Consider the following 23858-nt stretch of genomic DNA (forward strand, 5'->3'; position numbering starts at 1 on the left):
GTCAGCCCTCCGTCGGTACCCAGAACCGGAGCTTGTCGCCGCGCTGATCCTCGAGCACCCCACCGGCCTTTTCAATGACGCGACGCGAGGCGGCGTTGTCGTGGTCGCAGGTGAGCAGCGCGGACTCGATGCCGAGGCTACGCGCGACGGCCAGGCCTTCGCGCAGCATCGCGGTCGCGTGGCCGCGTCGGCGCGCGGACGGCCGCACGTCGTACCCGATGTGCCCGCCGACCTCCAGGAGGCCCGGTGTGAGCCGGTGCCGGAGGTTGAGGTGGCCGAGCCACTCGTCGTCGTCGACGTACCACAGCTCGCTGCACGGCACCCAGCCCTCCGGGCGCGGTCCGTCGGGCAGGGCGAGCGCCCGGATCATCGCCGTGTACCGCTCGAAGCCCGCCGGATCCTCGGGCACGTCGCGGGCGGCCCAGCCGAGCATCGAGTGGTCGTCGGGGCCGAGCCGGCCCTCCGCCCGGAACTCGGCGAGCCCGGCCAGGTAGGACCGGCGGACGGCAGCGGTGGGTGCGGTCAGTTGCGGCATGCCCGGAGCCTAACGACGCCGCTCACCCGGCTATACGGATTTACCGGGCGTGCAGCACCGCCCGTACCGGCGCGGCCGGCCGCAGCGTGATGAGCGGCGTCACCCGTGGCTGCGGGTCGAGCGACTCGACGCGGTAGCGGGCCAGCACCGTACTCAGCAGGACGGTGGCCTCCAGCAGCGCGAAGTGCTCGCCGATGCAGCTGCGGGGCCCGCCGCCGAACGGGAAGTACGTGTACCGAGGCCGCTGGCGGTCGCGTTCACCGAGGAACCGGTCCGGATCGAAGCGCTCCGGATCGGGCCAGAAGTCGGGGCGCCGGTGCGTGACCCACGGCGAGACGAGCACCGGGCTGCCGGCCGGGATGGGCCGGCCGAGGATCTCGGTGTCGACCGCCGCCCGCCGTTCGGTGCTGTGTGCGGGCGGGTAGAGCCGCATGCCCTCCAGCAGCGCCGCCCGGACGAGGTCCGGCCCGCCGGCCGCGACCCGGTCCTGGATGTCCGGGTGGTGGCCGAGCAGGTGGAGCGTGAACGTCAGCGCGCCCGCCGTGGTTTCGTGGCCGGCGAGCAGGAAGACCAGCGCCTGGTCGCGGATCTCCTGCGGGGACAGCGGCTGACCGGTCTCGGGATCGCGGGCGGTACGGAGCCGGCTGAGCAGGTCGTCGTTGTCGGTGTCGACGCGGTCGGCGAGGCGGGCGAGGATTCGGTCCATGATCGCGTACAGCGCGGCGCTGGCCCGCGTGAACCGGAGGTTGCGCACGGTCGGGGCGGCCAGCGGCAGCCGTACGATCTGCATGCTGCGCGCGATGCTGAGGTCGCTCGCCAGCGGCACGAGGCGCTGCAGTTCGGTCGCGACGTCGTCGACCTCGTCGCTGAACAGCGCCCGCCCGACGACGCGCAGCGCGTACACCTGCATCAGCTCGTGCAGGTCCACGACGGTGTCCGCTTCGGTGGACCGGGCCAGCCGCTGCGCCTCGGCGGTCATCAGGTCGGTGTATCCGGCCACCCGCTGCGGGGTGAACAGCGGCTGCAACGTCCGGCGCTGACGTTTCCACAGGTCGCCGTCGCTGGTGAGCAGGCCTTCGCCGAACATCTCGGTGAGGGTTTCGAAGCCGGCCGTGCGCCGGTTGAACACCTGCGGGTTGGTCAGCACCTGACGCACGCCGTCGGGGTGGTACACCGCGACCGCGGGAGGCCCGAGCCATTTCCAACCCGGCCCGATCCGGTACGTGACCAGGTCGCCGTACTGACGGTACCCGTCGAGCATCGTGCCGAGCAGGTCACGGCGTAGCTCGTTCGCCATTCCGAGCAGTGGATGCCCGGGCGGACCGGGGATCGCGGTGGGTCTGGCGGGTGGAGGCGCAGTCGTCGTCATATCGATCACCTGCCGCCCAGGGTCCCACGTTACCCATGGGTAACGCTAGATGCTGTCACCAGGCCGCGCGTGCGTAATCTTTCAGGAAACAGCCGTACAGGTCCTCGCCCTGCTCGCCCCGCACGATCGGGTCGTAGACCCGGGCGGCCCCGTCGACCAGGTCGAGCGGCGCGTGGAAGCCGGCGTCGGCCAGCCGCATCTTCGTCGGGTGCGGCCGCTCGTCGGTGATCCAGCCGGTGTCCACACTGGTCATCAGGATGCCGTCGGACAGCATCTCCTGGGCGCTGGTGCGGGTCAGCATGTTCAGCGCCGCCTTGGCCATGTTGGTGTGCGGGTGCCCGGCCCCCTTGTACCCGCGGCTGAAGACGCCCTCCATCGCGGACACGTTCACGATGTACTTGCGCCGGGCGGCCGCCGCGGCCATCACCGGGCGCAGCCGGCTGATCAGGATGAACGGCGCGGTCGAGTTGCAAAGCTGGACCTCGAGCAGCTCGATCGGGTCGATCTCGTGCACCCGCTGGCTCCAGCTGTTCTCGGGCGCGAGATCGGGTACCAGGCCGCCCGCGTCGATCGCTCCGCCCGCCGCGATCCGGTCCGGGCTGGCCGACCGGCCGGTCAGGGCGAGCGCGGTCAGCGCCTCCGGGGTGATCGACGGGGTGGTCGACGGCGCATCCGGCGCGGACCCGACCAGCGACGCGACCGGAGCGGAGGCCGAGGCGTGGCCGAAGGTCAACAGCTCCGGCAGCGGTCCTGCCGGCAGCGGCGCCGACTCCGCGGCGACCAGGTGCCCGTACGCGCCGCGGCTGCGCCGTACCGTCTGCGCGGCGTTGTTGATCAGAATGTCCAGTGGGCCGTCGGCGCTGACCGCATCGGCCAGCGCGATCACCTGTGCCGGGTCGCGCAGGTCGATACCGACGATTTTCAGCCGGTGCAGCCAGTCGGCGCTGTCCGGCTCGGCGGTGAACCGGCGGACCGCGTCATTCGGGAACCGGGTGGTGATCGTCGTGTGCGCGCCGTCGCGCAGCAGTCGCAGCGCGATGTACATGCCGATCTTCGCCCGCCCGCCGGTGAGCAGGGCGCGGCGGCCGGTCAGGTCGGTACGCGCGTCGCGCTTGGCCCGGTTGAACGCCGCGCAGGGCGGGCACAACTGGTGGTAGAACGCGTCGACCTCGGTGTAGCGCTCCTTGCAGATGTAGCAGGAGCGCGGGCGGCGCAGCATGCCGACCGTCGCGGCGGTCGTGCTGACCTTCAGCGGGATGCCACGCGTCTCGTCGTCGATGCGGCCGGACGCCCCGGTCGCGGTGGCCTCGGTCACCGCCGCGTCGTGGGCGGTGATCGCCGCCCGCCGTTCCTGGCGCTTGCGCTGCTTGACGGTCTTGTACAGGTGCGCCGTCGCCCGGCGTACCCGCTCGACGTGCGGGTGGTCGACCGGCAGGGTGTTCAGCTCGGCCAGGACCGCGAGGCAGACGTCCAGCCGCTCCGGGTCGATACCCTCCGGAGCCTGTTGTACCTGATCATGCACTGTCATCCCACTGCCGTCCTGCTCGTCCGATCGCCCGTGAACTGTACTCAAGGCGCGGTGGGTTTGCGGAAATCGTGGGATGGCGGGTCTGGCTGGTATGACTCCGGGCGTCGGTACGGACGTCGTCACCTACGGTCGTCCACGGGCAGGTAAGGCAGAGCGCCGTATCGCGCGGTAGGGGCAGCGGTACCCGGCTCACCGGAAATGGCCGGCGCGGTTGAGGCTGGCCCACGGGGCGCGGCTGCCGGCGGCGGCGAGGAGGCCGACCATGGCGAGCCGGCGGGGCGGGCACGGCCACGGGCGGAAGGCGTCCCGACAGGCGCCCGCCTGGCAGAACTGGTCCACGGCGGGCTGGTGATCGGTCCAGACCTGGTAGCTCAGGCGCCACAGCAGCGGGTCAGCGCCGCGGGGCGGTTGGGCTGGAGGGTTCTGCCGGTCGAACTCCGCGCGCACGATCGTCCCTTCTGCGGTCATGACGTTTTTGGAAGGGGCGGCGAGCTGCCATCGCTGTGGGTCCGGTCGGTACCGATCTTCAGCTCGCCGCCCCGGTCACCCGGCTGCCGCCTGTCGGTCAGAACGGCACCGGGGAAGCTGCGGCGCGAAACCTCTTCCCGGTCGCGTGATCTGAGGAGACCTCACCAACAGCGAACCCGGGACCATGTGAAGCCCCATGTGAAAGTTCGTGGGCCACCGCGGAGGTACCCGCGTGCATGGGGCCGCCGGTAACGTCGTTCGCGCGATGGTATGGGGAGGAGGCGGAACGTGAACGAGCCGAACGACACGCTAGCTGCTCTGGTCCTCCAAGCCGGCTTCTCGTGGGCCGGGCTCGCGCGGCGAGTGAACGACCTCGGCGCAAACGACGGGTTCGCGCTGAGGTACGACTACACGTCCGTCCACCGCTGGGTGAAGCGAGGGGAGCGGCCACGGTCCCCGGTGCCCACGTTGATCGCCAACGCCCTGTCAGAGAAGCTCGGACGCCGCATCAGCCCTACAGATTTCGGTATGACAGCGGAAGAAACCCTCGCGGCACGTGGATTGGAGTACCCGGAGAACCCACGTACGACGATCGACACGATCATCGATCTCGGGAGAGCTGACATGAAGCGTCGAAGCATCATCAAAGCGCCGTTTGTGCTCGCGGCGCTTGGTGCACCGAGTCGCGATTGGCTGCTCGCCACGCTGGACGGGACCACAACCGAACGTGGACCCCGGCAGGTGGGCATGAAGCAGGTGGCCGGCATCCGCGACATGTTCGCGCTCTTCCAGGAGATGGACGTGATGCGGGGCGGCGGCCACGCCCGAACCGCTCTCGTCGAGTACCTGAACAGCTATGTCTTTCCACTGCTGAAGCGCGATCACGAGGAGCGTGTCCAGCGCGCCCTCTATGAAGCGGCGGCGGAACAGGCGTACCTGGTCGGCTGGATGGCCTACGACGACGGCGAACACGGCCTCGCGCAGCGGTACCTGATCCAGTCTCTCCGTCTGGCCGAGGCGTCCAACAACGCGGCCCTCGGCGCCCACGTCCTGGCCGGCATGTCCGACCAGGCAAACCTGTTGGGCCACCCGCACGAAGCGCTCATGCTCGCCCGTGCTGGACGACGTGGCATCACGGAGAACGACTCACCGGCCTGCCTCGCCGACCTCCACGTCCTCGAAGGTCGCGCGCTCGCCGCGCTCGGCGAGGCGAGGGCCGCAGCCGCGGCAGTTGCTGAGGCCGAGCGGGTCTTCGCCCGCGTCGCTCACGAGAACGAGCCGGTGTGGGCGCGGTTCATCGATGTCTCGTACCTGTTCGGCGAAGCCGCGCACTGCTTCCGGGACCTGGGTCAGGCATCGCAGATCGAGCGGTTCGCGGGGGAGTCCGTCGAGGGCGCTCGAAAGCAGGGTCGCGCACGACGGGGTGCGCTCAGCCATGCCGCGCTTGCGATCGGGGACCTGGAGCGCAGGAATGTGGAGGGGGCAGCGGTCAAGAGCCTTGAGGTTGTTGACCTGGCGGCCTCGGTGAACTCGTCCCGGTGCATCGAGACCGTCCGCGACCTGCAACGGCGGCTCAAGCCCTACGCCGACGTGGACCAAGTCCAGCGATTCAACGCGCGAGCGGGTGAACTGCTCGGATTGGCAGCTTAGCCCGGCTGAGCGGCCGTCTTGGGACGGAGATCCGACCGTGGGACGCACCGAGTACCTCAACGACCCGAACGCGCCGAAGCCCAACACCCTCGTTCCCGCCTGTGGCACCCTGGCGGTCAACGAGCGCGGCGGAATTCTGCTGCAACGCCGCCGCGACACCGGGCAGTGGGCGCTACCGATGGGCAAGCAGGAGCTGGGCGAGACGCCCAGCCAGTGCGCGATCCGGGAGACCCTTGAGGAGACCGGCGTCCTGGTCGAGATCACCGGCCTGGTCGGGATCTACTCCGACCCCGGCCATATCGTCGCGTACACCGACGGCGAGATTCGACAGAAGTACGAGGTGACACTGCTCGCTCGTCCAGTCAGCGGCAGCCCGGCGGCCAACGACGAGGCCAGTGATGCGGCATGGGTTCACCCCGACCGGCTGGGGGAGCTGGACATCCACCCGACCATGCGCCGGCAGATCGACGACTACCTGGCCAACCGGGTGCCGCATGTGGATTAGTGCTACCAGAGTCCACGCCGCAGCCTGCCTGAGTGCCCGACCGACAACGCGGGGAGAGACAGTGCCACGGATTGCCGTAACCGGCCACATGAACCTGACGCCAGACAGCGAGCCGCTGGTGTACGAGGCGATCAAGCAGGCGCTGACGTCCTACATCGGCGATGACCTGGTGGGCGTGAGCTGCATTGCTCGTGGTGCTGACTCGGTCTTCGCCCAAGCCGTTCTCGACCTGGGCGGCAGGCTCGAAGTGGTACTGCCCTGCGCGAACTACCGTGAGCAGAAGGTCAAGCCCGATCACGCACCGGTGTTTGACGCTCTGAGCAGCCGAGCAGCCAAGGTGTCCACGTTGCCGTATCAGGAAGCGAACCGGCAGGCGTACGAGGCCGCAAACGAGGTACTGCTGTCGTCAGGCGATCTTCTGTTCGCCGTCTGGGACGGCCAGGATGGCGTTGACAGGGGCAGCACCGCGTCAGTTGTGAAGCTGGCGCACGAGCGAGGGCTTCCGGTACAGGTCATCTGGCCTGAGGGGGCGGCCCGCGCCTAGCTAGGGCCACGCCTGCGGCTCCGATCGCCAGAGACGGCGCCCTCGGCTCGGACATCGTCGATCTGGCCGGTTCGCTCTCATGTGAAAAGATCCGGCCATGCATCGAGTCGTCGTGCTGGCTCTCGACGGCGTTCACCCCTTTGAGCTGAGCATCCCGGCTCGAGTGTTCGGCACCGCGACAGGACGGGACGGTCAGCCCTTGTACGAGGTGACCACCTGCAGCGTGGACGGTCACCCCGTTCGGACCAGCGCCGACTTCGACATCGTCGTGCAGCACGGGCTCGCAGCCATCGGACTGGCTGACACCATCGTGATCCCGCCGTTCGCGGGCGGATCCGCGGCAGACCGTGCTCGACTGCCCGAACCGCTGGCCGGAGCGTTCGCACGCCGACAGCCCGGGACCCGGATCGTCTCGATCTGCACGGCCTCCTACGTTCTCGCCGCCGCGGGGCTGCTCGACGGCCGCCCAGCAACCACGCATTGGGCCGAGGCCGAACGGTTCCAGCGGATGTTCCCTCAGGTGAAGGTCGACCCGGACGTGCTGTTCGTCGACGCCGGTGACGTGCTCACCTCGGCCGGCGTCGCCGCCGGCGTCGACCTGTGCATGTACCTGGTGCGACTCGACCACGGCAGCGAGGTTGCCAATCGGGTTGCCCGTCGCTGTGTCATCCCACCGTGGCGTGACGGCGGCCAAGCCCAGTTCATCGAGCGCCCCGTGCCCGAACCGGCGGCGGCCACCACGTCCGCTACCCGCGAATGGGCACTCACCCAACTGCACCGCCCGATACCGCTGGCGGAACTGGCCGGCCACGCACGGATGAGCGTACGCACGTTCTCACGCCGATTCCGTGACGAGGTGGGGATGACGCCCGGTCGGTGGCTGACCCAGCAACGCGTTGCGTATGCGCTCCGGCTACTGGAAACGACTGATCTGGCGGTGGACCGCATCGCCGAACATGCCGGCTTCGGAACGGCGGCCTCGCTACGCCACCACCTGACCGCCACCATCGGTGTGGCGCCCACCGCCTACCGCCAGACGTTCCGCGTCAATGAGCATTGAACGACCGGGCGACTACTCCGTCCGGCGTCGGCTACTCGACGACCCTGAGAACGATCTTGCCCTGGGTACGGCCGCTCTCGCCTCGTTCGTGTGCCTTGCCAACCTGGTCCAGCGGTACCACCGTGTCTATCGCCACGCGCAGGTCCCCTGACTCGACCAGAGCGGCGATCGCGTTCATACCGGCATGGTCGGGCTCGACGAGCATGAAACCGGCCCGGACACCACGTTCGGCCGCGTCCTTCAAAAGGTTCTCTTCGAGCGGCGGAACAATGGAAACCAGGGTGCCGCCCCGACGGAGGGTACGCAGCGAGCGGAGGCCGTAGTCTCCGCCGATCGTGTCGAGCACGACGTCGAGGTCACCGAGCGCCTCGGCGAAGTCGGCTCGGGTGTAGTCGACGACCTCGTCTGCACCGAGGCTGCGCACGAAATCGTGCTTGGCCTGGCGAGAAGTCCCCACCACATACGCTCCGCGGGACTTGGCGATCTGCACGGCCAGGTGGCCGACACCGCCTGCTGCCGCATGGATGAGCACCCGCTGGCCCGACTGTACGTCTGCGGTGTCCACCAGTGCCTGCCAAGCGGTCAATGCGGCCAGCGGCAGAGCCGCCGCCGTCACATGGTCAATTCCGGCCGGCTTGCGGGTGAAGTGGCGTGGTGGCGCAGCGACGTACTCCGCGTAGGCACCGGCCGGGTGCGGGAAGCGCGGCATGCCGAATACCTCGTCACCCGGCCGGAAAAGTGTCACCCCTGGCCCCACAGCCTCCACCACTCCGGACACGTCCCAGCCGAGGATGAACGGGGCAGCACCGTCCACTGTGGTGCCATCGAGCATGGCGCCCCGCGCCCGCGTCTTCCAATCCGCCGGATTGACCCCGGCCGCGTGGACCCGCACCAGAATCTCCACCGGGGCCGTTTCGGGTCGCTCCACCTCCACCAGTTTCAGCGCCTCCGGGCCGCCTGCGGCCTCCTGGTTGATCGCACGCATCAACCCTGTCATCATCACTCCGTTTCGCTCCGCCGCTCGGGGCGAGCGGTGGAACCAGCCTCACCGGAGCAGCCGATACGCGAAAAGCGGCCTGGTAGCCATCGATCGTGAAGATCTGGCCAACCGGGTACTCCACGTGTCTGCGTTGCCGTTCCAGGAAGCGAACCGGTGGGCGTACGGGGCGGCGAACGAGGTGCTGCTGTCGTCAGGCGATCTCCAGTTCGCCGTCTGGGACGGCCAGGTGGGCGTAGACAGGGGCAGTACCACCTCAGAGGGTGCGTCCCGCACCAGGTCTTTTCGATCCAAGCGGGCCTGGTCGTCCATCTTGGGGCGGTGTGCCTTCAGCTCTGGGCACCGAGCGCCCGTAGCCAGCGACCGACGCCGAAGTCCCCTGTGACTACCGTGCGAGCAGGGAACCGGTATCGATGCGGAGCGCGAACGGTTCGGCGGTCTCCAGCGGCTCACCGCCCTTGACCACCGATTGCTCGACGTAATGGGCGCCGTCCAGACGATAGAGGCGCAACACCAGCTCACCGGCTGGTTCCGACTCGACCAGTAGGTACCAGCCGATGCGCGCGGCGGCGTAGAGCTGCATCTTCACCAAACGGTCCGCGGCGGCGTTGCCCGGTGAAACGATCTCAGCGACGAGGTGGACCTCCAGCGCGTCGATCACGGCTCCCTCGTCGTCAGTGTCAGCCACGACCAGGTCGGGGATGACGATGCGATCGGCACGGAGCCGGACGTTCACCGCTTCGAAGACCAGAAGGCCAGCGGCCGACGCCGCCACCTCCACGGCGTTGGCCAACCGGCGGGACAGATGCTGATGCCGCTTGCTCGGCGCAGGGCTCACCAGCAGGCTCCCGTCCAACAACTCGATCCGATCGGTGGTCTCCCCCAGCGCGAGGTAGTCCGCCTCACTCCACGGGCCTACGTGCTCCAGAATCGCCACACTCATGCCGGACTTCACCTCCCTGGGCAGACACTGCCCAGTCTCCCATGTGACCTCGTCCTCGCGATGGGCAAACTCGGCGAGGTCAATGTGCGAACCATTACGAAACCGACAAAGCGCGGCTCAAGGCCCGCCGAGCGTGCTCAGATTCCTCAGAACCGGGCGAACGACCGGATCTGCGCGCGCGGCCCGTACTTCGGCGCACCGATCCCGGCCGCCACGATCAGCCGGCACACCCGTCCACGGTGCCCCCGGAACGGCTCCAGCAGCTCCAGCATCCGCCGGTCGTCGGCGCGCGGCTCCCCGGCCAGCGCCCAGGCGACGAAGTTGGGTAGGTGGTAGTCGCCGACGCTGACGGCGTCCGGGTCGCCGTGCGACGCCCGTACGACCTCGGCGGCCGTCCAGGGGCCGATGCCGGGCAGCGACACCAACCGCCGAGTGGCGTCAGCGGAGGAGGTCGCCCGCTCCAGCGCGGTGGCCCGGTCGGCGGCCCGGCGCAGCGTGTCCGCGCGGCGCTGCTCGACCCCGAACGGATGGAACACGTAGTAGGGCGTGGCGGCGATCGCCTCCGCCGCAGGTGGGACAGGCATGTCCGGCAGCCCGGGCGCCGGCTCGCCGAAGTGGCGCAGGATCGCCCGGTACGCCCGGTACGCCTCCTGGTAGGTGACCTTCTGCCCGAGGATCGCCGGCAGAAGGTGGGGGAAGATCACGCCGCTGGCGGGCATCCGGCGGCCCCGGTACACATGCGCCAGCCGGTGTACCAGCGAGTGGCGCCCGGCGACGTCGGCAAAGGAGGACAGGTCGTCGCGCAGCCCGGCGATCGCGTCCGCCCGGTCGAGCAGCCACGCCGCGCCGGCACCGTACGCCTGCGCGACAAGCGTCGAACCCTCGCGGCACAACCGCAGCGTCCCCGGCCCGTCCGGGGTACGCGTCACCCACCACGCCTCGCGTGCCGACACACGTACGGTCGGGTCGTTGCGGATCACCGCCAGCCCGGCCATGGTCCCGGCCAGGTCGTAATGCTCAGGCAGGGCGAGAAGCCGCGCCGGCAGAACCGCGGTCACCCGATGACCGTACGCGCGGCGAGGATCAGCGTGCGGTACAGCAGCCGGGCGTCGCCCAGCATCGACCGTAGCCGCCGTTCCAGCCCGGCGATGGGTACGAGGTTCTGCGGCGCCCGGGGATCCTTGTACGCGCTGGAGGCGAACCGGGGCAGTGTCGCCGCGGACCGGTAGGCCAGCGCCACGGCCTCGTCACCGGCCAGCTCAGCCGAGCACTCGACCCGCACCACGCCGGCCCACGGCGCGCGCGACGCGGTGGGCAGCCGCAGGTACCACGCGTACCGGTCCCAGGTCGTGCCGAGCCGGAAGACCGGGGTGCGCTCGCCGGCTTCCAGCCTGGTGACCACGCCGGCCAGCTCGGCCGGCAGATACTCCACCCGGTGGGTCTTGATGTAGCCCACCGCCCGGGGCAGGTGCTGGCGGCCGCGCAGCGGGCCGTCCACGACCAGCAGATCGTCGTCGCTGCGGCTCTCGCCGGACACGGCGGCTTCGAGGGCCGCGAGCTGGGCCTGGACGCCGCCGGTGAGCGTGGCCTGGTCGTCGCGGCCCATCTGGTGCGCGGTGTAGGTGACCGTGCCGACCCGTACGTCGGTCGCGGTCGGGCTGGAGGTGAACAGCCCGCGCCGCACCTGCGCCCCGGCCACCCCGGCGACGCCGCGCTCCAGGTCGCAGCGGACCACCCCGGCGGCGTACGAGGCGGCCAGCCCCCGGTGCGGCACTCCGTCGTCGTCGGCCACCCACATCCCGGCGTCGATGCGGCGCACCCCGTCGACGAGCAGGACGGTCGGCGGCATCGGCACGTCGCCGCGCGGTCCGATCGGCCGCCAGTCCGGCGCGGGCAGCTCGACGTCGGGGGCGACCTGCGCGGAGCTGGCCGACGCCGGGCCGTCGCCGCTGTTGTCGAACGACGTGCCGTAGCCGGGGTCCCACCCGTCGACGTACAACCTCACAGGCCGACCCTTTCCACATGCGCGGTACGGGCGTCCTTGCGCACCTCGAACCGCACGGGGATCCGCTCGGCGAGGGCGGTGACGTGGGTGACCACGCCGACCATGCGCTCGCCGCGGGCGGCGAGGTTCTCCAGGGTCGCGGTGACCGTGTCGAGGGTCGCGGCGTCGAGCGTGCCGAAGCCCTCGTCGAGCACGATCGACTCCAGGCTCGCCGACGCGGTCGACAGGCCGGCGAGCTGCTCGGACAGCGCGAGCGCCAACGCCAGCGAGGCCTGGAACGTCTCGCCGCCGCTCAGTGTCCGGACCGCGCGGCGCAGCCCGGCGTCGTGGTGGTCGACGACGAAGAACTCGCCCTTGTCGTGGCCCAGGTCGTACTGTCCGGCCGACAGCTCCCGCAGGATCTGGGAGGCCCCGGTGACCAGCGAGTCGAGGGCCTCCTCGAGCAGCCAGCGCTCGAAGTTGTTGGCTCGCAGGTGGGTGGCGAGGGCCTTGGCGACCTGCGCCTCTCGTTCGTGCGTGGCGCGCTGCTCGCGCAGCCGGTCGGCCTGGGCGCGCCGCTCCTCGACCCGACGCAGTTCCGCCTGCGCCCGTTCCAGGGCCACGGCGGCCGACCGGGCCGGGTCGTCGCCGGGCGTGCCGGAGCCGGCCGCCGTGAAGAGGGCCGCGATCCGGTCCCGGACGGCGTCCGCCGCGCCTGAGGCGTCGGCCACCGACGCGGCGACCTCCTCGCGGGTACCGCGCCGGGTCAGCAGCTCGGCGGCGGTCCAGTCGGCCAGCGCGGTCCACGCGCCGGCCAGGTCGTCGCGGTCGGCCGGGGGCGGGCCCAGCCGGGCCAGGTCGTCGCGTACCCGGTCGAAGTCGCGCCAGCCCGCGCGCACCTTCTCCTCGGCCCGCCCGGCGGCGGCGACCGCGGCGCGGTGCTCCTCGCGGGCGGCCCGTACCGCGGCGGTGGCCTCGTCGAGGTTGCGGGCGGCGGCGGCGATGCCGGCCAGGTCCCGTTCGATCGCGGCGGGCTCCGGGGCGTCGGCGAGCCGGCCGTCGAGGTCGGCCAGGCGGCCGGCGAGCTGCTCGGCCTGGGCGCGGGCGGCCGTGAGGGTACGGTCTAGGTCGCGGACGGCGCTGTCGCACTTCTTGACCCGCTCGTCGGCGTCGTTCTTGGCCTTGCGGGCCTTCTGACCGGCGGCCTTCGCCGCGTCGACCGCCGAACCCGCACCGGCGATCTTCGGCAGCTTCGCGACGTTCTGCTCGCAGACCGGGCAGGCGTCACCGACGCGCAGGTGCGGCCGCAGCGCGGCGGCGGCGTCGGCGGTCTGCGCCGCCTCGTACGCTTCGAACGCCGCGTCCAGCGCCGCCTGCGCCTCGGCCGCCTGCCGGCGCGCCTCCTCCAGGGCGGTGACCGCCCGGTCGTGCTCGGCCTGCGCGCCCGCGACCGCGCCGGCGAGCCGTTCGGCCTCGCGTCCCAGCCGCGCCCGCTCGGCGTGCGCGTCCAGCAGGCGTCGCAGCGCCGCCTCGTCGCCGGCGGCGGCGAGCTCGCCGCGCAGCTTCTCCTCGCGCTCCTCGGCGGCGGTGACCGCCTCGGCGGCCCCGGTCACCGCCGCGCGGGCGGCCGTGGCCGCGTCGGCGACGCTCGCGATGCCCGCCGGGATCCGCACCCGGGCGAGCTTGTCGATCTCGGCGTCCAGCGCGGTGAGGGTCTCCCGCGCGGCGAGCGCGTCGCGGCGCGCCCGGTCCAGCTCCGGCATCAGGGCGTCGACGTCGGACGCGAGGGTACGCAGCACCCCGACGCGGGCCTCGGCGGCGTGCAGCGCGGCGTCGTCGGCGTCGGTGAGCCCGGCCAGCAGCCCGTCGCAGGCCTTGATCTGCGCCTCGGCTGCCGCCGCTTCGGCGTTCGCCCGCTCCCGGATCTGGCCGTACACGTCCAGCCCGAGCAGGTTGACCAGGATCTTCTGCCGCTCGGCCGGTTTGGCGTGCAGGAACGCGGCGAAGTCGCCCTGCGGCAGAACGACGCACTTGGTGAACTGCTCGTACGGCAGTCCGATGATCTCCTGTACCGCGTCGTCCACTTCGGACGGGTTACCGGCGACCACGTCGCCCAGGTCCTCGGCCGACAGGCCGCTGTCGAAGCGGGTCAGGTCGAAGCCGGCCGGCAGTTGCTCCATCGCCGCGCCCTTGGTGGCGACGTTGCCCTTGCCGTCGCGGCGGATCACCCGGGTCAGGACGAAGCGCCGGCCCGCCGACTCGAAGACCAGCCGTACCCGCGCCTCGGTGCACGACGGGGCGAGCGCGTTGGCGATGGCGCGCCGGTCACCCCAGCGCGGCACGGTGCCGTAGAGGGCGAAGCAGATCGCGTCGAGGATCGTCGACTTGCCGGAGCCGGTCGGGCCGACCAGGGCGAAGAAGTCCGCGTCGGTGAAGTCGACCGTGGTGGGCTCCCGGAAGACGGTGAACCCGGCGAGGTCGAGCCGTAGCGGACGCATTACTTGACCACCTCTTCGTGCAACCGGTGGAACAGTGCCACCGTCGGTTCGTCGACGTGCCCCTTCTGGGCAAGGTAGTCGGCGAACAGCTCGCCGGGCGAGCGGCCGGAGCGCTGGATCCGGGGCCGGGCGGCGCCGGCCTCCGGCAGCAGTTTCGGATCGATACGGACCTCGAGCGCGCGGGGGAGCAGCGCCTGCACCTCTTCGCGCAGGCCGGCGCGCGGCGGCTCGGAGACGTACACCCGCAGCCACGCGTCGCCGGGGTCGAGCGTCGACAACTGCTCCAGCGTGCCGCGTACGGTCCGCAGCGGAGTCGGCCCCTCGATGACCACCTCGCGAACCTTCGCCGTGGTCGTGGCGGTCACGTCGACGATCGACACCGAGGAGACGTTCTCCTCCTCGCCGAAGTCGATGGCGAGCGGGCTGCCGCAGTAGCGCACCGGCGCCGGGCCGGGGACCTGCTGGGCGCGGTGCAGGTGGCCGAGGGCCACGTAGTGCGCGCTCGAGGGGAAGACCGTCGACGGTACGGCGTACCCCATGATCGTGTGGGCCTCGCGCTCACCGCCGCCCATCGTCGCCCCGACGACGGTGAGGTGGGAGGTGATGAGGTTGACGGTGTCCGCGCCGAACCCCTCGGCGAGCCGGGCGATCAGGCGCGCCACGTGGTCGGCGTACGTCTGGGTCGCCTCGGCGGCGGTCAGCTCGAACAGTTCGCCCGCGCGGACGGCGTACCGCTGGGACAGGAACGGCAGCGCGACCAGCCGCCACTCCTCGCCGTCGCGGGTATGTCCGGTGACGAAGTGGTCGGCCGGCCCCCGGACCGCCCCGCGCAGCGTGATGCCGGCGGCCTCGGCCCAGCTGCGCAGCGCGTCCAGGGCCGGGCCGTTGTCGTGGTTGCCGCCGATCGCGACCACTTCGGCGCCGGTACGCCGCAGCGCGGTCAGCGCGCGCGTGACGATCCGGGTCGCGTCGGCGGTGGGCGTGGCGGTGTCGTACAGGTCGCCGGCGACGAGCACCAGGTCGGGGCGCTCCGCCTGGGCGACCTCCACCACCTTCGTGAGCGCCTTGAGCTGGTCGTCGAGGCGGGACTGTCCCTTGAGGACCTTCCCGACGTGCCAGTCGGAGGTGTGCAGGATCTTCACCGGTCGACCTCTTTAGAACGGGATGTCGTCGTCTTCTAGGCCTTTGGTGGACGCGCCCACGACCGCGAACGGGTCCGCCGCCTGCACGATCGAGCGCAGCGTGGCGTTCGGCGGCGGGCCCGCCTCCGCCGGCCGGGTCGCCCAGGACGGGAACGGGAACTCCACGCACAGCGGCACCGGGATCTCCGGCTGCGCGACGAACATCGTGCCCGGCTTGGCCAGCAGGGCGCGCTGCCGCTGCGCCGGCGGCAGGAAGCCGTACTCCGGCCGGGAGGCCTCGGCGGGATCGAGCCGGCCGACGACCCGGATCGCCGAGTTGGAGACGATGCGCCGCTCCACCTCGCTCGCGGTCTGCTGCGCGCCGATGAGCACCACGCCGAGCGAGCGGCCCCGCTCGGCGATGTCGAGCAGCACCTCCTTGATCGGGCTCGACCCCTCCCGCGGCGCGTACTTGTTGAGCTCGTCGAGCACGACGAACAGCAGGGGCTTGGCGGTGCCGGCCTTCTCCTTGCGCTCGAACTCGCTCTTGAGCGTCACGCCGACCACGAACCGCTGCGCCCGGTCGGGGAGGTTGTGCAGGTCGACCACGGTCACCTGGGCGCTCTCGGCGGTGTTGATGGAGTGCGGGCGGCGCGCCGCGAGGTCGCCCCGGATCAGCCGGTCCAGGTCCTTCTTGCTGCCGATCAGCCGCCGGGCGAACGCGTTGACCGTACCGAGCCCGACCGCGCTGCCGGTCCACACGCCACGGGTGGCGTCGTCATTGAGCTGGTTGACGACGTGGTCGACCAGGTCGCTGTACGACCCGATCCGCACGCCGTCCAGGCTGATGCCGCCGTCGGCGGGCACGGCGATGCGGGCCAGGTGGGCGGTCACCGCGTGCACGACCATCGTGTACTGCTGGCGCTCGTCGTCGGCGTCGGCGAACACGAACGGCAGCAGTCGGTTCTCGCAGAACTCGGCGAGGGTCCAGTAGAAGCTGTCGACGCCGGTGTGGCGGCTGCTCACGTCCGGCGTGCCGGACGAGTCGCCGGCGCGCGGCGGGGCGTAGACGCGTACGTCCGGGAACGGGCCGGCGGTCAGACCCAGCTTGTTGTACTGCTCGACGGTCGACTCGTCGAGCCTGGTGTTGGGGTGGTCGAGGAAGAGCAGGTCCTCGCCCTTGACGTTGAAGATCAGCGCCCGCGAGTTGGCCGATTCGCCGGCGCCGCCGAGCGCGCCGCAGCGGAACACCGAGTACAGCAGGAACGTCGCGAAGCTGGTCTTGGTGGCCACGCCGGAGATGCCGGAGATGGACACGTGCGCGCCCCGGCTGCCGTCGAGGAACTCAGCGTTGAGGAACACCGGCGCGCCGTCGCGGCCGAAGCCCATCGGCACCTGGCGCTGCATCCGGTCGAAGTACAGCGCGTTCGCGCGGGCGTCGCCCTCGGCGCGGTGCACGATCGCGCCGGGCGACGGCGGCACGTACACCTCGGGCGTCACCCGGGTCGTGGTGATCTCGGCCGCCTCCTGGACCTGGGCGGGCAGCGTGCCGTCGGCGATGGCGAAGACGTCGGAGTCGAACTGGGCGCCCTCGTGGCGGGCCCGTACCGCGGTCACCACGCCGGCGATGGTGACCGTCGAGCCGTCGGGCATTTCCCGGCTGGTCACCACGACGTCGTCGAGCTGGAGGTACGCGCCGGGGGCGACGGCGACCCAGAAGGTCAGTGGAGTGGCGTCGGCGGTGCCCAGCACCCGACCGACCGGGTCACTCCGCTCCGTGCGTTCGCTCACGCCGACCCCTCTCTGCCGCCCTACCTCTGGGCATCCTGCCCCACGGATGGCACGCATGTTCGTACACCACGCCCGATCCGGTGACGAGTCACGGGATCGAATCGGGTCAAAAGATACCTGTACGGAAATAGGGGGCCGGCTCACCGGAAGGTTAGCGGTCCCCGACCGGACGGCCCTCAGCGGGCGTATCGCAGGAGGAGCATGTCATCCTCGGCGAGGATGTGGCGCAGCCCCAGCCGGCGCGGCGCCGGGCTCGCCAACCCGGCGGTGATCCGGCCCGGCCCGGCACCGGCGAGCAGCGGAGACACCGTCAGGCAGAAGTCGTCGACCAGGTCGGCCGCGGTGAGGCCGCCGAGCAGCTGCGGGCCGCCCTCGCACAGCAGCTGCGTCAGCCCCCGCTCGTGCAGCGCCGCGCGGGCCGCCGCCAGGTCGACGTCCCCGTCCCCGCAGACGATGACCTCCGCCACCTCCGCCAGCGACTTGCGTACCGACGGCGGCGACGCCTCGCAGGTGACCACGTACGGCCGGGTGGGGGCCTCGGTCAGCGCCGGGAGCGCCGGCCCGAGGCCGAGCGAGCGGGACACGGCCACCAGCGGCATGTGCTCGGCGAGCCCGTGGTCGCGCCGCCAGGCCCGCGCCCGCTCGTCCAGGACGATCGCGCCGTACCCCTCGTGACGCAGCGTGCCGGCCGCCACGATCAGCGCGTCGCACACCATCCGGAGCAGGTCGAACACGCGCTTGTCGGCGGGGCTGGAGAGCCCTTCGGAGTACCCCGCCAGGGTGACCGCGCCGTCGAGGCTGGTGACGAAGTTGACCCGCAGGCAGCGCCGGGACCGGTCCGCCGGGGCGTACAGGTCGACCAGGGTCGCGTCGTCGAGCGGGGTGGGGTCGGGCTCGGGAAAGATCCGGTGCACGCTACTCCCCGGCCGGGCCGGTGACCGGCGGCTTGGGTGCGGGAGGGCGGTGCTGGCAGTCGCACCACGAGCCACCACGACACTCGTCGTGGCGCTGGTCGCGACAGGCGTGGCAGATCACCTCCCCAGCGTGCGTCAGGGGCGGGTCGGGGTCAACAATGGGCGGCACGATGGCCCGGCGAGTGTTCCAGCTGCGCGTGACCCTCGATGACGTGGCGCCCCTGGTCTGGCGCCAGGTTCTGGTGCCGGCCGCCTACACCCTCGACCGGGTGCACCGGGTGATCCAGCTCGCCATGGGCTGGGAGGACTGCCACCTGCACTCGTTCGAGATCGACGGCGTGCAGTACGGCGAGCCCGACCCGGACGAGGGGCTCCCGCTGCTCGACGAACTGGACTACCGCCTCGACGAGGTGGCCGGGCCGGGCGCCCGGATGTGCTACGTGTACGACTTCGGCGCCTGGTGGGAACACGAGGTGGCGGTCGAGGACGTGCGGGCCGCCGATCCGCTCACGCGGTACCCGGTCTGCGTGGCGGGGGAGCGGGCCTGCCCGCCCGAGGACGTCGGGGGCCCTGAGGGGTACGCGGAGTTCATGACCGCCATCGGCGATCCGGCGCATCCCCGGCACATCGCGATGTGGGACTGGATCGGGCGCCCGTACGACCCGGCGGAGTTCCACGCCGACCGGGTCACCACCCTGCTGCGCCGCCTCACCTGAAGCCGCGTCGGCGCGGTTGAACGGCCGGCTTTCGGGAAAGTCGCGCCTGTCACGGCTGTCAGGTTTCCCGGGGTCGATACCGTCACGCAACGACCCGGAAACGTGCCTTGAGCACTCTCGTACGCAAGCCGTGAAGACGACGAGCGGAGGACGGGTGTTGCTGCGACTACGGGTGAACCTGCCGGACCGGCCCGGCTCGCTGGGGCAGGTGGCACGGATCTTGGGCGTCGTCGGCGCGGACATCGTCCAGGTGGTCGTGCTCGAGCGGGTGGCGGGCCGGGCCGTCGACGACTTCACGGTGGTCTGGCCGGCCGCCGCCCCGGTGGACCGGGTGGTGGCCGGCCTGGCGGCGGTTCCGGGCGTACGCGTCGACGGTGCGTGGCGGGCCACCGAGCTGCCGGATCCGTCCGGCCGCGAGGTCGCGATCGTCGGGCAGGTCGCCGCCAACCCGGGGTACGGGCTGTCCACGCTCGTGGACGCGGCGCCGGGGGTGTGCGCCGCAGACTGGGCGGCGGTGCTGTCCGTACCCCGGGACTGGGCCTCGGGCGCCGGTCCGGCGCCGGACGTGCTGTGCGCCAGTTGGCGGGCGCCGCAGGTGCCGCGCATCCCGGACATCGCGCCGCTGCGCCCGCGTGCGATGAGCACGTCCGGGGGCGAGCACCTCGCGGTGGCGCCGTTCCAGCGGGGCGGTCTGGTCCTCGCGGTGGCGCGGGGCCGCGGCGGCGGGGAGCCCGGCCTGTGCCCGCCGCCGTTTCACCGGGGCGAGGTGGATCGGCTCGCTCAGCTCGTCGAGGCGGTCGCCGCCGTGCTCGGCGACCGGCTGGCCACGCAGGGCCTCGCGGCCTGAGCTAACGAAAGGCAGAAAAGGGGAGACAAGCATGGCACTGTGGCGGGTCCGGGCGACCGTGGACGACCGGCCGGGCTATCTCGCGGTGCTCGCCGCGAGCCTGGCGCTGAAGTCGGTCAACATCGTCGCCGTCCAGGTGCACTCGACCGAGGCGGGTGCCGTCGACGACTTCCTCGTCGAGGCGCCGGAGTCGCTGACCGCGGAGGCGCTCGTCGAGGCGATCCGACGGGGGCGGGGCCGGGACCCGTGGGTGTGCCGCGCGAACGCGCGGGTGCTGGTCGATGAGCCGACCCGGGTGCTGGGTCTCGCGGCGACCGTGGCGATCGACCCGGCGGGGCTGGAGTCGGCGCTCAGCGCGCTGCTCGGTGGCTGCGAGGTCACCCGTGGCGGCGCGGACGACCGGCCCGGGCTCACGCCCGGCGTGCTGGTCGTCGCGGATCCGGACGGCGGCCTGCTGGTGGCGCGCCGGGACGAGCCCGCCTTCACCCCGGCCGAGTACGCCCGGGCGCAGGCGCTCGTGCAGGTCGCGGTGGCCGCCACCGCCTACGCCTGACCGTCGCCCCCCAGACGGACATTCATATGTAGTATGGCAACATGTTGCCACGCTACCCGGTGATTGTCGTCTGATGGGCGCGGCTGGCCCCGCGCGGCTGGAGTTCGCGCTCACCGCCTCGGTCCACTTCCTGTTCGTGCTGCTCACGCTCGGTCTGGTCACGCTCGTCGCGATCATGCAGACGCGGTACGCCCGCACCGGCGACGCCGAGCTGGGCCGCATGACCCGGTTCTGGGGCCTGCTGTACGTGATCAACTACGCTGTCGGCATCGCCACCGGGCTGGTGATGGAGTTCCAGTTCGGACTCAACTGGCGGAACCTGGGCGGCGCCTTCGGCGACGTGTTCGGCGCGCCGCTGGCCATGGAGACCATCGTCGCGTTCGTCGCCGAGTCGACGCTGCTCGGAATGTGGATCTTCGGCTGGGGGCACCTCGGCCGCCGCCTCCACACCGCCCTGATCTGGGGAGTCGCGCTCACCGCGTACCTGTCGGCCGGCTGGGTCCTGGTCTCCAACGCGTTCCTGCAGCACCCGGTCGGGTACGCGGTCGGACCCGACGGAGTCGCGCGGCTCACCTCGTTCGCCGCGCTGCTGGGCAACCCCACGCTGGGCCTGGCGCTCGGGCACGTGGTCACGGCCGGGCTGCTGACCGGCGGCGTGTTCGTCGCCGGGGTGAGCGCCTGGCACCTGCGCCGCCGCCCGGACGACCCGCTGTTTCGTCGGTCCCTGCGGTACGGCCTGCGCACCGCGGTGGGCGGTGGCCTGTTCGTGGTGGCGTTCGGCGGGCCGCAATACGCGGTGATAGACGCCCTGCAGCCGGCGAAGCTCGCCACCGGGGCGCGGCTGGCGAACCTGCAGGCCGACCTGGCCGCCCGGTTCGGTCCGGGAGACTACGCGCCGCCGGCCTGGATCCAGCACGCTCGCGACCTGATGATGGAGCTCTGGCTGCTGCTCTTCGCGCTCGCGGTCGTCGCCGCGCTGGTGCTGCGCCGCCGCGCCCTCGACCGGCCCGGCAGCCGGGCGCTGCTGCGCGCGCTCGTCTGGGCGATGCCGCTGCCGTTCGTCGCGGCCGTCTGCGGCTGGCTCTTCCGGGAGGTCGGGCGCCAGCCCTGGGTCGTGTACGGCCTCCTGCGGACCTCCGACGCCGCCTCCCCGATGAGCGCGGGCGCGCTGGCCGCGTCGCTGGCGGTGTTCGGGGCGCTGGTGGCCGGCCTCGCCGTCACCGACTGGTGGCTGCTGGCCAGGTACGCCCGACGTGGCCCCGGCGACGAGTTCCTCCCCGACCCGGGGCCGGTCGGCGCCGACCCGGTGGCCTTCTCGGCGGCGGAGGCGTGATGGCGCACTTCTGGTACGCGATCCTCGGGCTGTTCCTGGCCGCGTACGTCGGGCTCGGTGGGCTCGACATCGGCGTCGGCCTGGTGCTGCCTGCCCTGCGGGGCGACGGGCAGCGCCGCGCCGCGCTCGGCGCGACCGCCCCGTTCTTCCTCGGCAACCAGGTCTGGATCGTCGCCGCGGGCGGGGTGTTGTTCGCCGCCTTCCCCCGCGTCGAGGGTGAGCTGTTCACCGCGGCGTACCCGCTGGTGGCCGCGCTGGTGCTCGCCCTGGTCGGGCTCGGCGCCGGGGTACAGCTGCGCTGGCGCACGGCCGCCGCGAAGACGGGCCGTGGCTTCGACGCCCTGATCACCGGCTCCGCGCTGGTACTGGCCGTCGGCGCCGGCGCACTCCTCGCGGCCCTGCTCACCGGATTGCCGCTGCGGACCGGTGGCGGCCACGCGCCGGTCTCGGCGCTGATCGGCGGCTTCCCGCTCGCCGCCGGCCTGGCGGGCGGCGCCCTCGCCCTGGCGCACGGGGCCGCCTACCTGTCCTGGCGGGTCAGCGCCGACCCGGCGGTCGTCGATGGCGCGTCCATCGCCGCCACGGCGCGCCGGATCGGGGCCGCCGCGGCGCCGGCAGCCGCCGCGCTGGTCGCGGTGGCGGCCTGGGTCGCGGCGGCCGACGTACGGGTGCGCTCGGCGGTCGCGCACCCGGTGGCGGCGGTGGCCCTCGCCGGGGCGGTGGCGGTCGCGGCGCTCCTGGCCCGGCTCGCGCTGCGCGCGGACCGGCCGGCCCTCGCGGTCATGGCGACCGGCGTAGCCGTCGCACTGCCCGTGGTGCTCGTCGCCGCCGCGCTGTTCCCGCACGTCCTGGTCTCGACGGCGGACCCGGCCGCGAGCCGGACCGTGACGGACGCCGCGGCCGGCGCGCCGACGCTGCGCCTGCTCGCCTGGCTCGCCGGCCCCGTGCTGCCGGTACTGGTCGCGCTGCAGGTGGCGAACTGGTGGCTGTTCCGGCGCCGGCCGGACGCGCGATGCCGGTAGGAGATCCGGGGGATCCCCGGACATCGTCGGGGCGCGTCTTGTGCGACCCTTGACGGCGTGTCCGCAACAGCGTCACGGCTGCCCGCGGTGGACGGGCACCTCATCGATGAGTATGTGGCCGGCCTGTCCCGCTGCCTGATCGGGCCGCGCCGGGTCAAGGCGGATCTGCTCGGCGAGGCCAGGGACGGGCTGGTCGACGCCGCGGAGGCCTACCTCGACGCCGGTCTGCCCTTGTCCGAGGCGGTGGCGCGGGCGCTCGCCGACTTCGGCGGTCACGCTCAGGTAGCGGCCGACTACCAGGCCGAGCTGGCGGCCGCGCAGGGGCGGCGTACCGCGGCGCTGGTGGCGATCGTGATGCCGGCCATGGCCCTGCTGTCGCGGCTGATGTGGATGAACAGCCCATGGGTGGACTCCGGTCCGCCACCCGCCGCTCCGTACCTGCTCGTGGCGCACTCGCTCGACGTCCTGCAGGTAACCGCCGCGATAATGGCGCTGCTGACCCTGCTCGGGTACGGCTGGGGGAGCAGGTTCCTGCCCGCAGCGCGGATACCGGCGCCCGTCGTGCTGGCCCGGCTCATGGGGGTCGGCGTACTGGTCTTCGCACTCACCGAGATCGTGATCGCTGTCGTGATCTACGCGTGGAGCGTGCACACCTGGCCGGTGTCGGCCGGCTGGCCGCCGCTGCTGGTCGGCGTGGCGCTCATTCCACTGTGTCTGCTCGCGGTCGGCCGCTCCGGCCTGCGCTGCCTGCGCGCGGGGGCCGTCCTCACGGGTTGACCGGCCGGGGCGTCAGGAAGGCGCCGATCGTCGCGGTGAACTCCGCCCAACTGGACCGCTCCGCGGCGAGCGTCTTCCGGCCGGCCGTCGTGAGCTGGTACGTGCGGCGCTCCCGGCCGCCCACGGTGCTCCACGTGCTCTCCACGTACCCGGCCCGCTCCAGCCGGCGCAGCGCCGGATAGACGGTGCCGGTGGGCAGGGAGAGCGCGCCACCGCTGCGGGCCTGGAGCGCTTCGATGATCGCGTACCCGTGGCGCGGCCCGTCGTCGAGTACCGCGAGCAGGAGTGCGTCCAGGTGCCCGCGCAGCGCATCGGCCTTCACGCGTAGCGAGTCTACGGATACCCGAACCGCGTGACCACGCTGGTTGCCCGGTTGGAGGTGCGGCCACCGCTCGCGACGGCTGCGCCGGCGCCGCGAATGAGTTACCGTGGAGTAACTTCTATTTGGTGCGCGAGCATCGTTTCGGATCGTGGGATCGGCTGCCGGATGGTGGGAGCAACGGCGCATCCGTCATGCGGCGTCGAGCCTTCATTGTGAGGCGGGGCACGCCTTACGCGCATGCCGACGGCGTGTGACGCCGCGTCACAATGGGGTTTGTCCACGTCGGGGCAGGCGCGGTCTCGAAGCTTGGGGACCCGCTGTCACGGTCGGATGACTGTGATCAGTTCTACCCTCTCGTCCGAGGGTTGGTCTCGCGTACAC

23 protein-coding genes are annotated in these 23858 nt (G+C 71.9%); 10 read left to right on the forward strand and 13 right to left on the reverse strand.

All coding sequences use genetic code 11. The features are described 5' to 3' along the window. Position 1 precedes the first annotated feature (1 nt). The 4 genes from HC031_RS01595 to HC031_RS01610 form a co-directional block, all read right to left on the reverse strand. Positions 2 to 535 (reverse strand): GNAT family N-acetyltransferase, encoded by a 534-nt coding sequence (locus HC031_RS01595; protein WP_167923301.1) that lies wholly within the window; start codon positions 533 to 535, stop codon positions 2 to 4. 40 nt (positions 536 to 575) lie between these two features. Continuing rightward, positions 576 to 1904, reverse strand: coding sequence for a cytochrome P450 (locus tag HC031_RS01600; protein ID WP_167923302.1), 1329 nt, complete (start codon positions 1902 to 1904; stop codon positions 576 to 578). 55 nt (positions 1905 to 1959) lie between these two features. After that, positions 1960 to 3432 carry an SDR family NAD(P)-dependent oxidoreductase gene (locus HC031_RS01605; protein ID WP_167923303.1) on the reverse strand — a complete coding sequence of 491 codons (1473 nt, stop codon included), beginning with the start codon at positions 3430 to 3432 and terminating at the stop codon, positions 1960 to 1962. Between the two features lie 189 nt (positions 3433 to 3621). Further along, positions 3622 to 3900 (reverse strand): hypothetical protein, encoded by a 279-nt coding sequence (locus tag HC031_RS01610; protein ID WP_167923304.1) that lies wholly within the window; start codon positions 3898 to 3900, stop codon positions 3622 to 3624. Positions 3901 to 4188: 288 nt separating this feature from the next. Between HC031_RS01610 and HC031_RS01615 the strand changes: the two genes are divergently transcribed. The 4 genes from HC031_RS01615 (at position 4189) to HC031_RS01630 (ending at position 7659) form a co-directional block, all read left to right on the forward strand. Further along, on the forward strand, positions 4189 to 5550 hold the full coding sequence (locus tag HC031_RS01615; RefSeq protein ID WP_167923305.1) for an NsdA family TPR-like regulatory protein: 1362 nt from the start codon (positions 4189 to 4191) through the stop codon (positions 5548 to 5550). Between the two features lie 37 nt (positions 5551 to 5587). Beyond that, complete coding sequence (locus HC031_RS01620) at positions 5588 to 6055, forward strand: NUDIX domain-containing protein (protein ID WP_167923306.1); 468 nt, start codon at positions 5588 to 5590, stop codon at positions 6053 to 6055. 61 nt (positions 6056 to 6116) lie between these two features. After that, complete coding sequence (locus tag HC031_RS01625) at positions 6117 to 6599, forward strand: hypothetical protein (RefSeq protein WP_338090427.1); 483 nt, start codon at positions 6117 to 6119, stop codon at positions 6597 to 6599. Positions 6600 to 6696: 97 nt separating this feature from the next. Continuing rightward, entirely contained in the window at positions 6697 to 7659 is a 963-nt protein-coding gene (locus tag HC031_RS01630) for a GlxA family transcriptional regulator (protein ID WP_167923307.1), read from the forward strand. Between the two features lie 31 nt (positions 7660 to 7690). On the opposite strand, the gene HC031_RS01635 is transcribed toward HC031_RS01630, so the two are convergent. The 8 genes from HC031_RS01635 to HC031_RS01670 all read right to left on the reverse strand — a co-directional run bounded on the left by HC031_RS01635 (position 7691) and on the right by HC031_RS01670 (position 17907). Next, positions 7691 to 8656 (reverse strand): NADP-dependent oxidoreductase, encoded by a 966-nt coding sequence (locus tag HC031_RS01635; RefSeq protein WP_167923308.1) that lies wholly within the window; start codon positions 8654 to 8656, stop codon positions 7691 to 7693. Between the two features lie 385 nt (positions 8657 to 9041). After that, entirely contained in the window at positions 9042 to 9599 is a 558-nt protein-coding gene (locus HC031_RS01640; protein WP_167923309.1) for a Uma2 family endonuclease, read from the reverse strand. Between the two features lie 146 nt (positions 9600 to 9745). Continuing rightward, positions 9746 to 10594, reverse strand: a complete 849-nt coding sequence (locus tag HC031_RS01645; RefSeq protein ID WP_240942035.1) for a DNA-3-methyladenine glycosylase family protein — start codon at positions 10592 to 10594, stop codon at positions 9746 to 9748. A gap of 59 nt (positions 10595 to 10653) precedes the next feature. After that, positions 10654 to 11604, reverse strand: coding sequence for a hypothetical protein (locus HC031_RS01650; protein ID WP_167923311.1), 951 nt, complete (start codon positions 11602 to 11604; stop codon positions 10654 to 10656). Beyond that, positions 11601 to 14081 carry an AAA family ATPase gene (locus tag HC031_RS01655; RefSeq protein ID WP_167923312.1) on the reverse strand — a complete coding sequence of 827 codons (2481 nt, stop codon included), beginning with the start codon at positions 14079 to 14081 and terminating at the stop codon, positions 11601 to 11603. Before HC031_RS01655 ends, HC031_RS01650 begins: the two co-directional genes overlap by 4 nt. Next, a complete protein-coding gene (locus HC031_RS01660) occupies positions 14081 to 15223 on the reverse strand; it encodes an exonuclease SbcCD subunit D C-terminal domain-containing protein (protein WP_167923313.1) in 1143 nt (380 codons plus the stop codon). The genes HC031_RS01655 and HC031_RS01660 overlap by 1 nt, the downstream gene beginning before the upstream one ends. Positions 15224 to 15235: 12 nt before the next feature. Beyond that, complete coding sequence (locus tag HC031_RS01665; RefSeq protein WP_167923314.1) at positions 15236 to 16993, reverse strand: ATP-binding protein; 1758 nt, start codon at positions 16991 to 16993, stop codon at positions 15236 to 15238. Positions 16994 to 17169: 176 nt separating this feature from the next. After that, positions 17170 to 17907, reverse strand: coding sequence for a dihydrofolate reductase family protein (locus HC031_RS01670; protein ID WP_167923315.1), 738 nt, complete (start codon positions 17905 to 17907; stop codon positions 17170 to 17172). A gap of 170 nt (positions 17908 to 18077) precedes the next feature. Here HC031_RS01670 and HC031_RS01675 point away from each other — a divergent pair, with 170 nt between their 5' ends. The 6 genes from HC031_RS01675 (at position 18078) to HC031_RS01700 (ending at position 23155) form a co-directional block, all read left to right on the forward strand. Then, entirely contained in the window at positions 18078 to 18623 is a 546-nt protein-coding gene (locus tag HC031_RS01675) for a plasmid pRiA4b ORF-3 family protein (protein ID WP_167923316.1), read from the forward strand. Positions 18624 to 18777: 154 nt separating this feature from the next. Beyond that, entirely contained in the window at positions 18778 to 19470 is a 693-nt protein-coding gene (locus tag HC031_RS01680) for an ACT domain-containing protein (protein WP_167923317.1), read from the forward strand. Positions 19471 to 19501: 31 nt separating this feature from the next. Further along, complete coding sequence (locus HC031_RS01685; RefSeq protein WP_167923318.1) at positions 19502 to 20023, forward strand: hypothetical protein; 522 nt, start codon at positions 19502 to 19504, stop codon at positions 20021 to 20023. Positions 20024 to 20096: 73 nt separating this feature from the next. Next, positions 20097 to 21356: a cytochrome ubiquinol oxidase subunit I gene (locus tag HC031_RS01690; protein ID WP_167923319.1), complete on the forward strand. Its 1260-nt coding sequence runs from the start codon at positions 20097 to 20099 to the stop codon at positions 21354 to 21356. Continuing rightward, positions 21356 to 22378: a cytochrome d ubiquinol oxidase subunit II gene (locus HC031_RS01695; RefSeq protein WP_167923320.1), complete on the forward strand. Its 1023-nt coding sequence runs from the start codon at positions 21356 to 21358 to the stop codon at positions 22376 to 22378. Before HC031_RS01690 ends, HC031_RS01695 begins: the two co-directional genes overlap by 1 nt. 57 nt (positions 22379 to 22435) lie before the next feature. After that, a complete protein-coding gene (locus HC031_RS01700) occupies positions 22436 to 23155 on the forward strand; it encodes a permease prefix domain 1-containing protein (protein WP_167923321.1) in 720 nt (239 codons plus the stop codon). On the opposite strand, the gene HC031_RS32780 is transcribed toward HC031_RS01700, so the two are convergent. Beyond that, entirely contained in the window at positions 23145 to 23477 is a 333-nt protein-coding gene (locus HC031_RS32780) for a helix-turn-helix transcriptional regulator (RefSeq protein WP_167923322.1), read from the reverse strand. The two genes, HC031_RS01700 and HC031_RS32780, sit on opposite strands and share 11 nt — an antisense overlap. Between the last annotated feature and the right edge of the window lie 381 nt (positions 23478 to 23858).

This window comes from Planosporangium thailandense (assembly GCF_011947195.1).
In the GTDB taxonomy this organism is placed as follows: domain Bacteria; phylum Actinomycetota; class Actinomycetes; order Mycobacteriales; family Micromonosporaceae; genus Planosporangium; species Planosporangium thailandense.

Coding starts and splice junctions, on each gene's coding strand:
- HC031_RS01595 (WP_167923301.1), bottom strand. CDS start 535: ATGCCGCAACTGACCGCACCCACCGCTGCCGTCCGCCGGTCCTACCTG.
- HC031_RS01600 (WP_167923302.1), bottom strand. CDS start 1,904: ATGACGACGACTGCGCCTCCACCCGCCAGACCCACCGCGATCCCCGGT.
- HC031_RS01605 (WP_167923303.1), bottom strand. CDS start 3,432: ATGACAGTGCATGATCAGGTACAACAGGCTCCGGAGGGTATCGACCCG.
- HC031_RS01610 (WP_167923304.1), bottom strand. CDS start 3,900: ATGACCGCAGAAGGGACGATCGTGCGCGCGGAGTTCGACCGGCAGAAC.
- HC031_RS01630 (WP_167923307.1), top strand. CDS start 6,697: ATGCATCGAGTCGTCGTGCTGGCTCTCGACGGCGTTCACCCCTTTGAG.
- HC031_RS01635 (WP_167923308.1), bottom strand. CDS start 8,656: ATGACAGGGTTGATGCGTGCGATCAACCAGGAGGCCGCAGGCGGCCCG.
- HC031_RS01640 (WP_167923309.1), bottom strand. CDS start 9,599: ATGAGTGTGGCGATTCTGGAGCACGTAGGCCCGTGGAGTGAGGCGGAC.
- HC031_RS01645 (WP_240942035.1), bottom strand. CDS start 10,594: ATGGCCGGGCTGGCGGTGATCCGCAACGACCCGACCGTACGTGTGTCG.
- HC031_RS01655 (WP_167923312.1), bottom strand. CDS start 14,081: ATGCGTCCGCTACGGCTCGACCTCGCCGGGTTCACCGTCTTCCGGGAG.
- HC031_RS01675 (WP_167923316.1), top strand. CDS start 18,078: ATGGCCCGGCGAGTGTTCCAGCTGCGCGTGACCCTCGATGACGTGGCG.
- HC031_RS01685 (WP_167923318.1), top strand. CDS start 19,502: ATGGCACTGTGGCGGGTCCGGGCGACCGTGGACGACCGGCCGGGCTAT.
- HC031_RS01690 (WP_167923319.1), top strand. CDS start 20,097: ATGGGCGCGGCTGGCCCCGCGCGGCTGGAGTTCGCGCTCACCGCCTCG.
- HC031_RS01695 (WP_167923320.1), top strand. CDS start 21,356: ATGGCGCACTTCTGGTACGCGATCCTCGGGCTGTTCCTGGCCGCGTAC.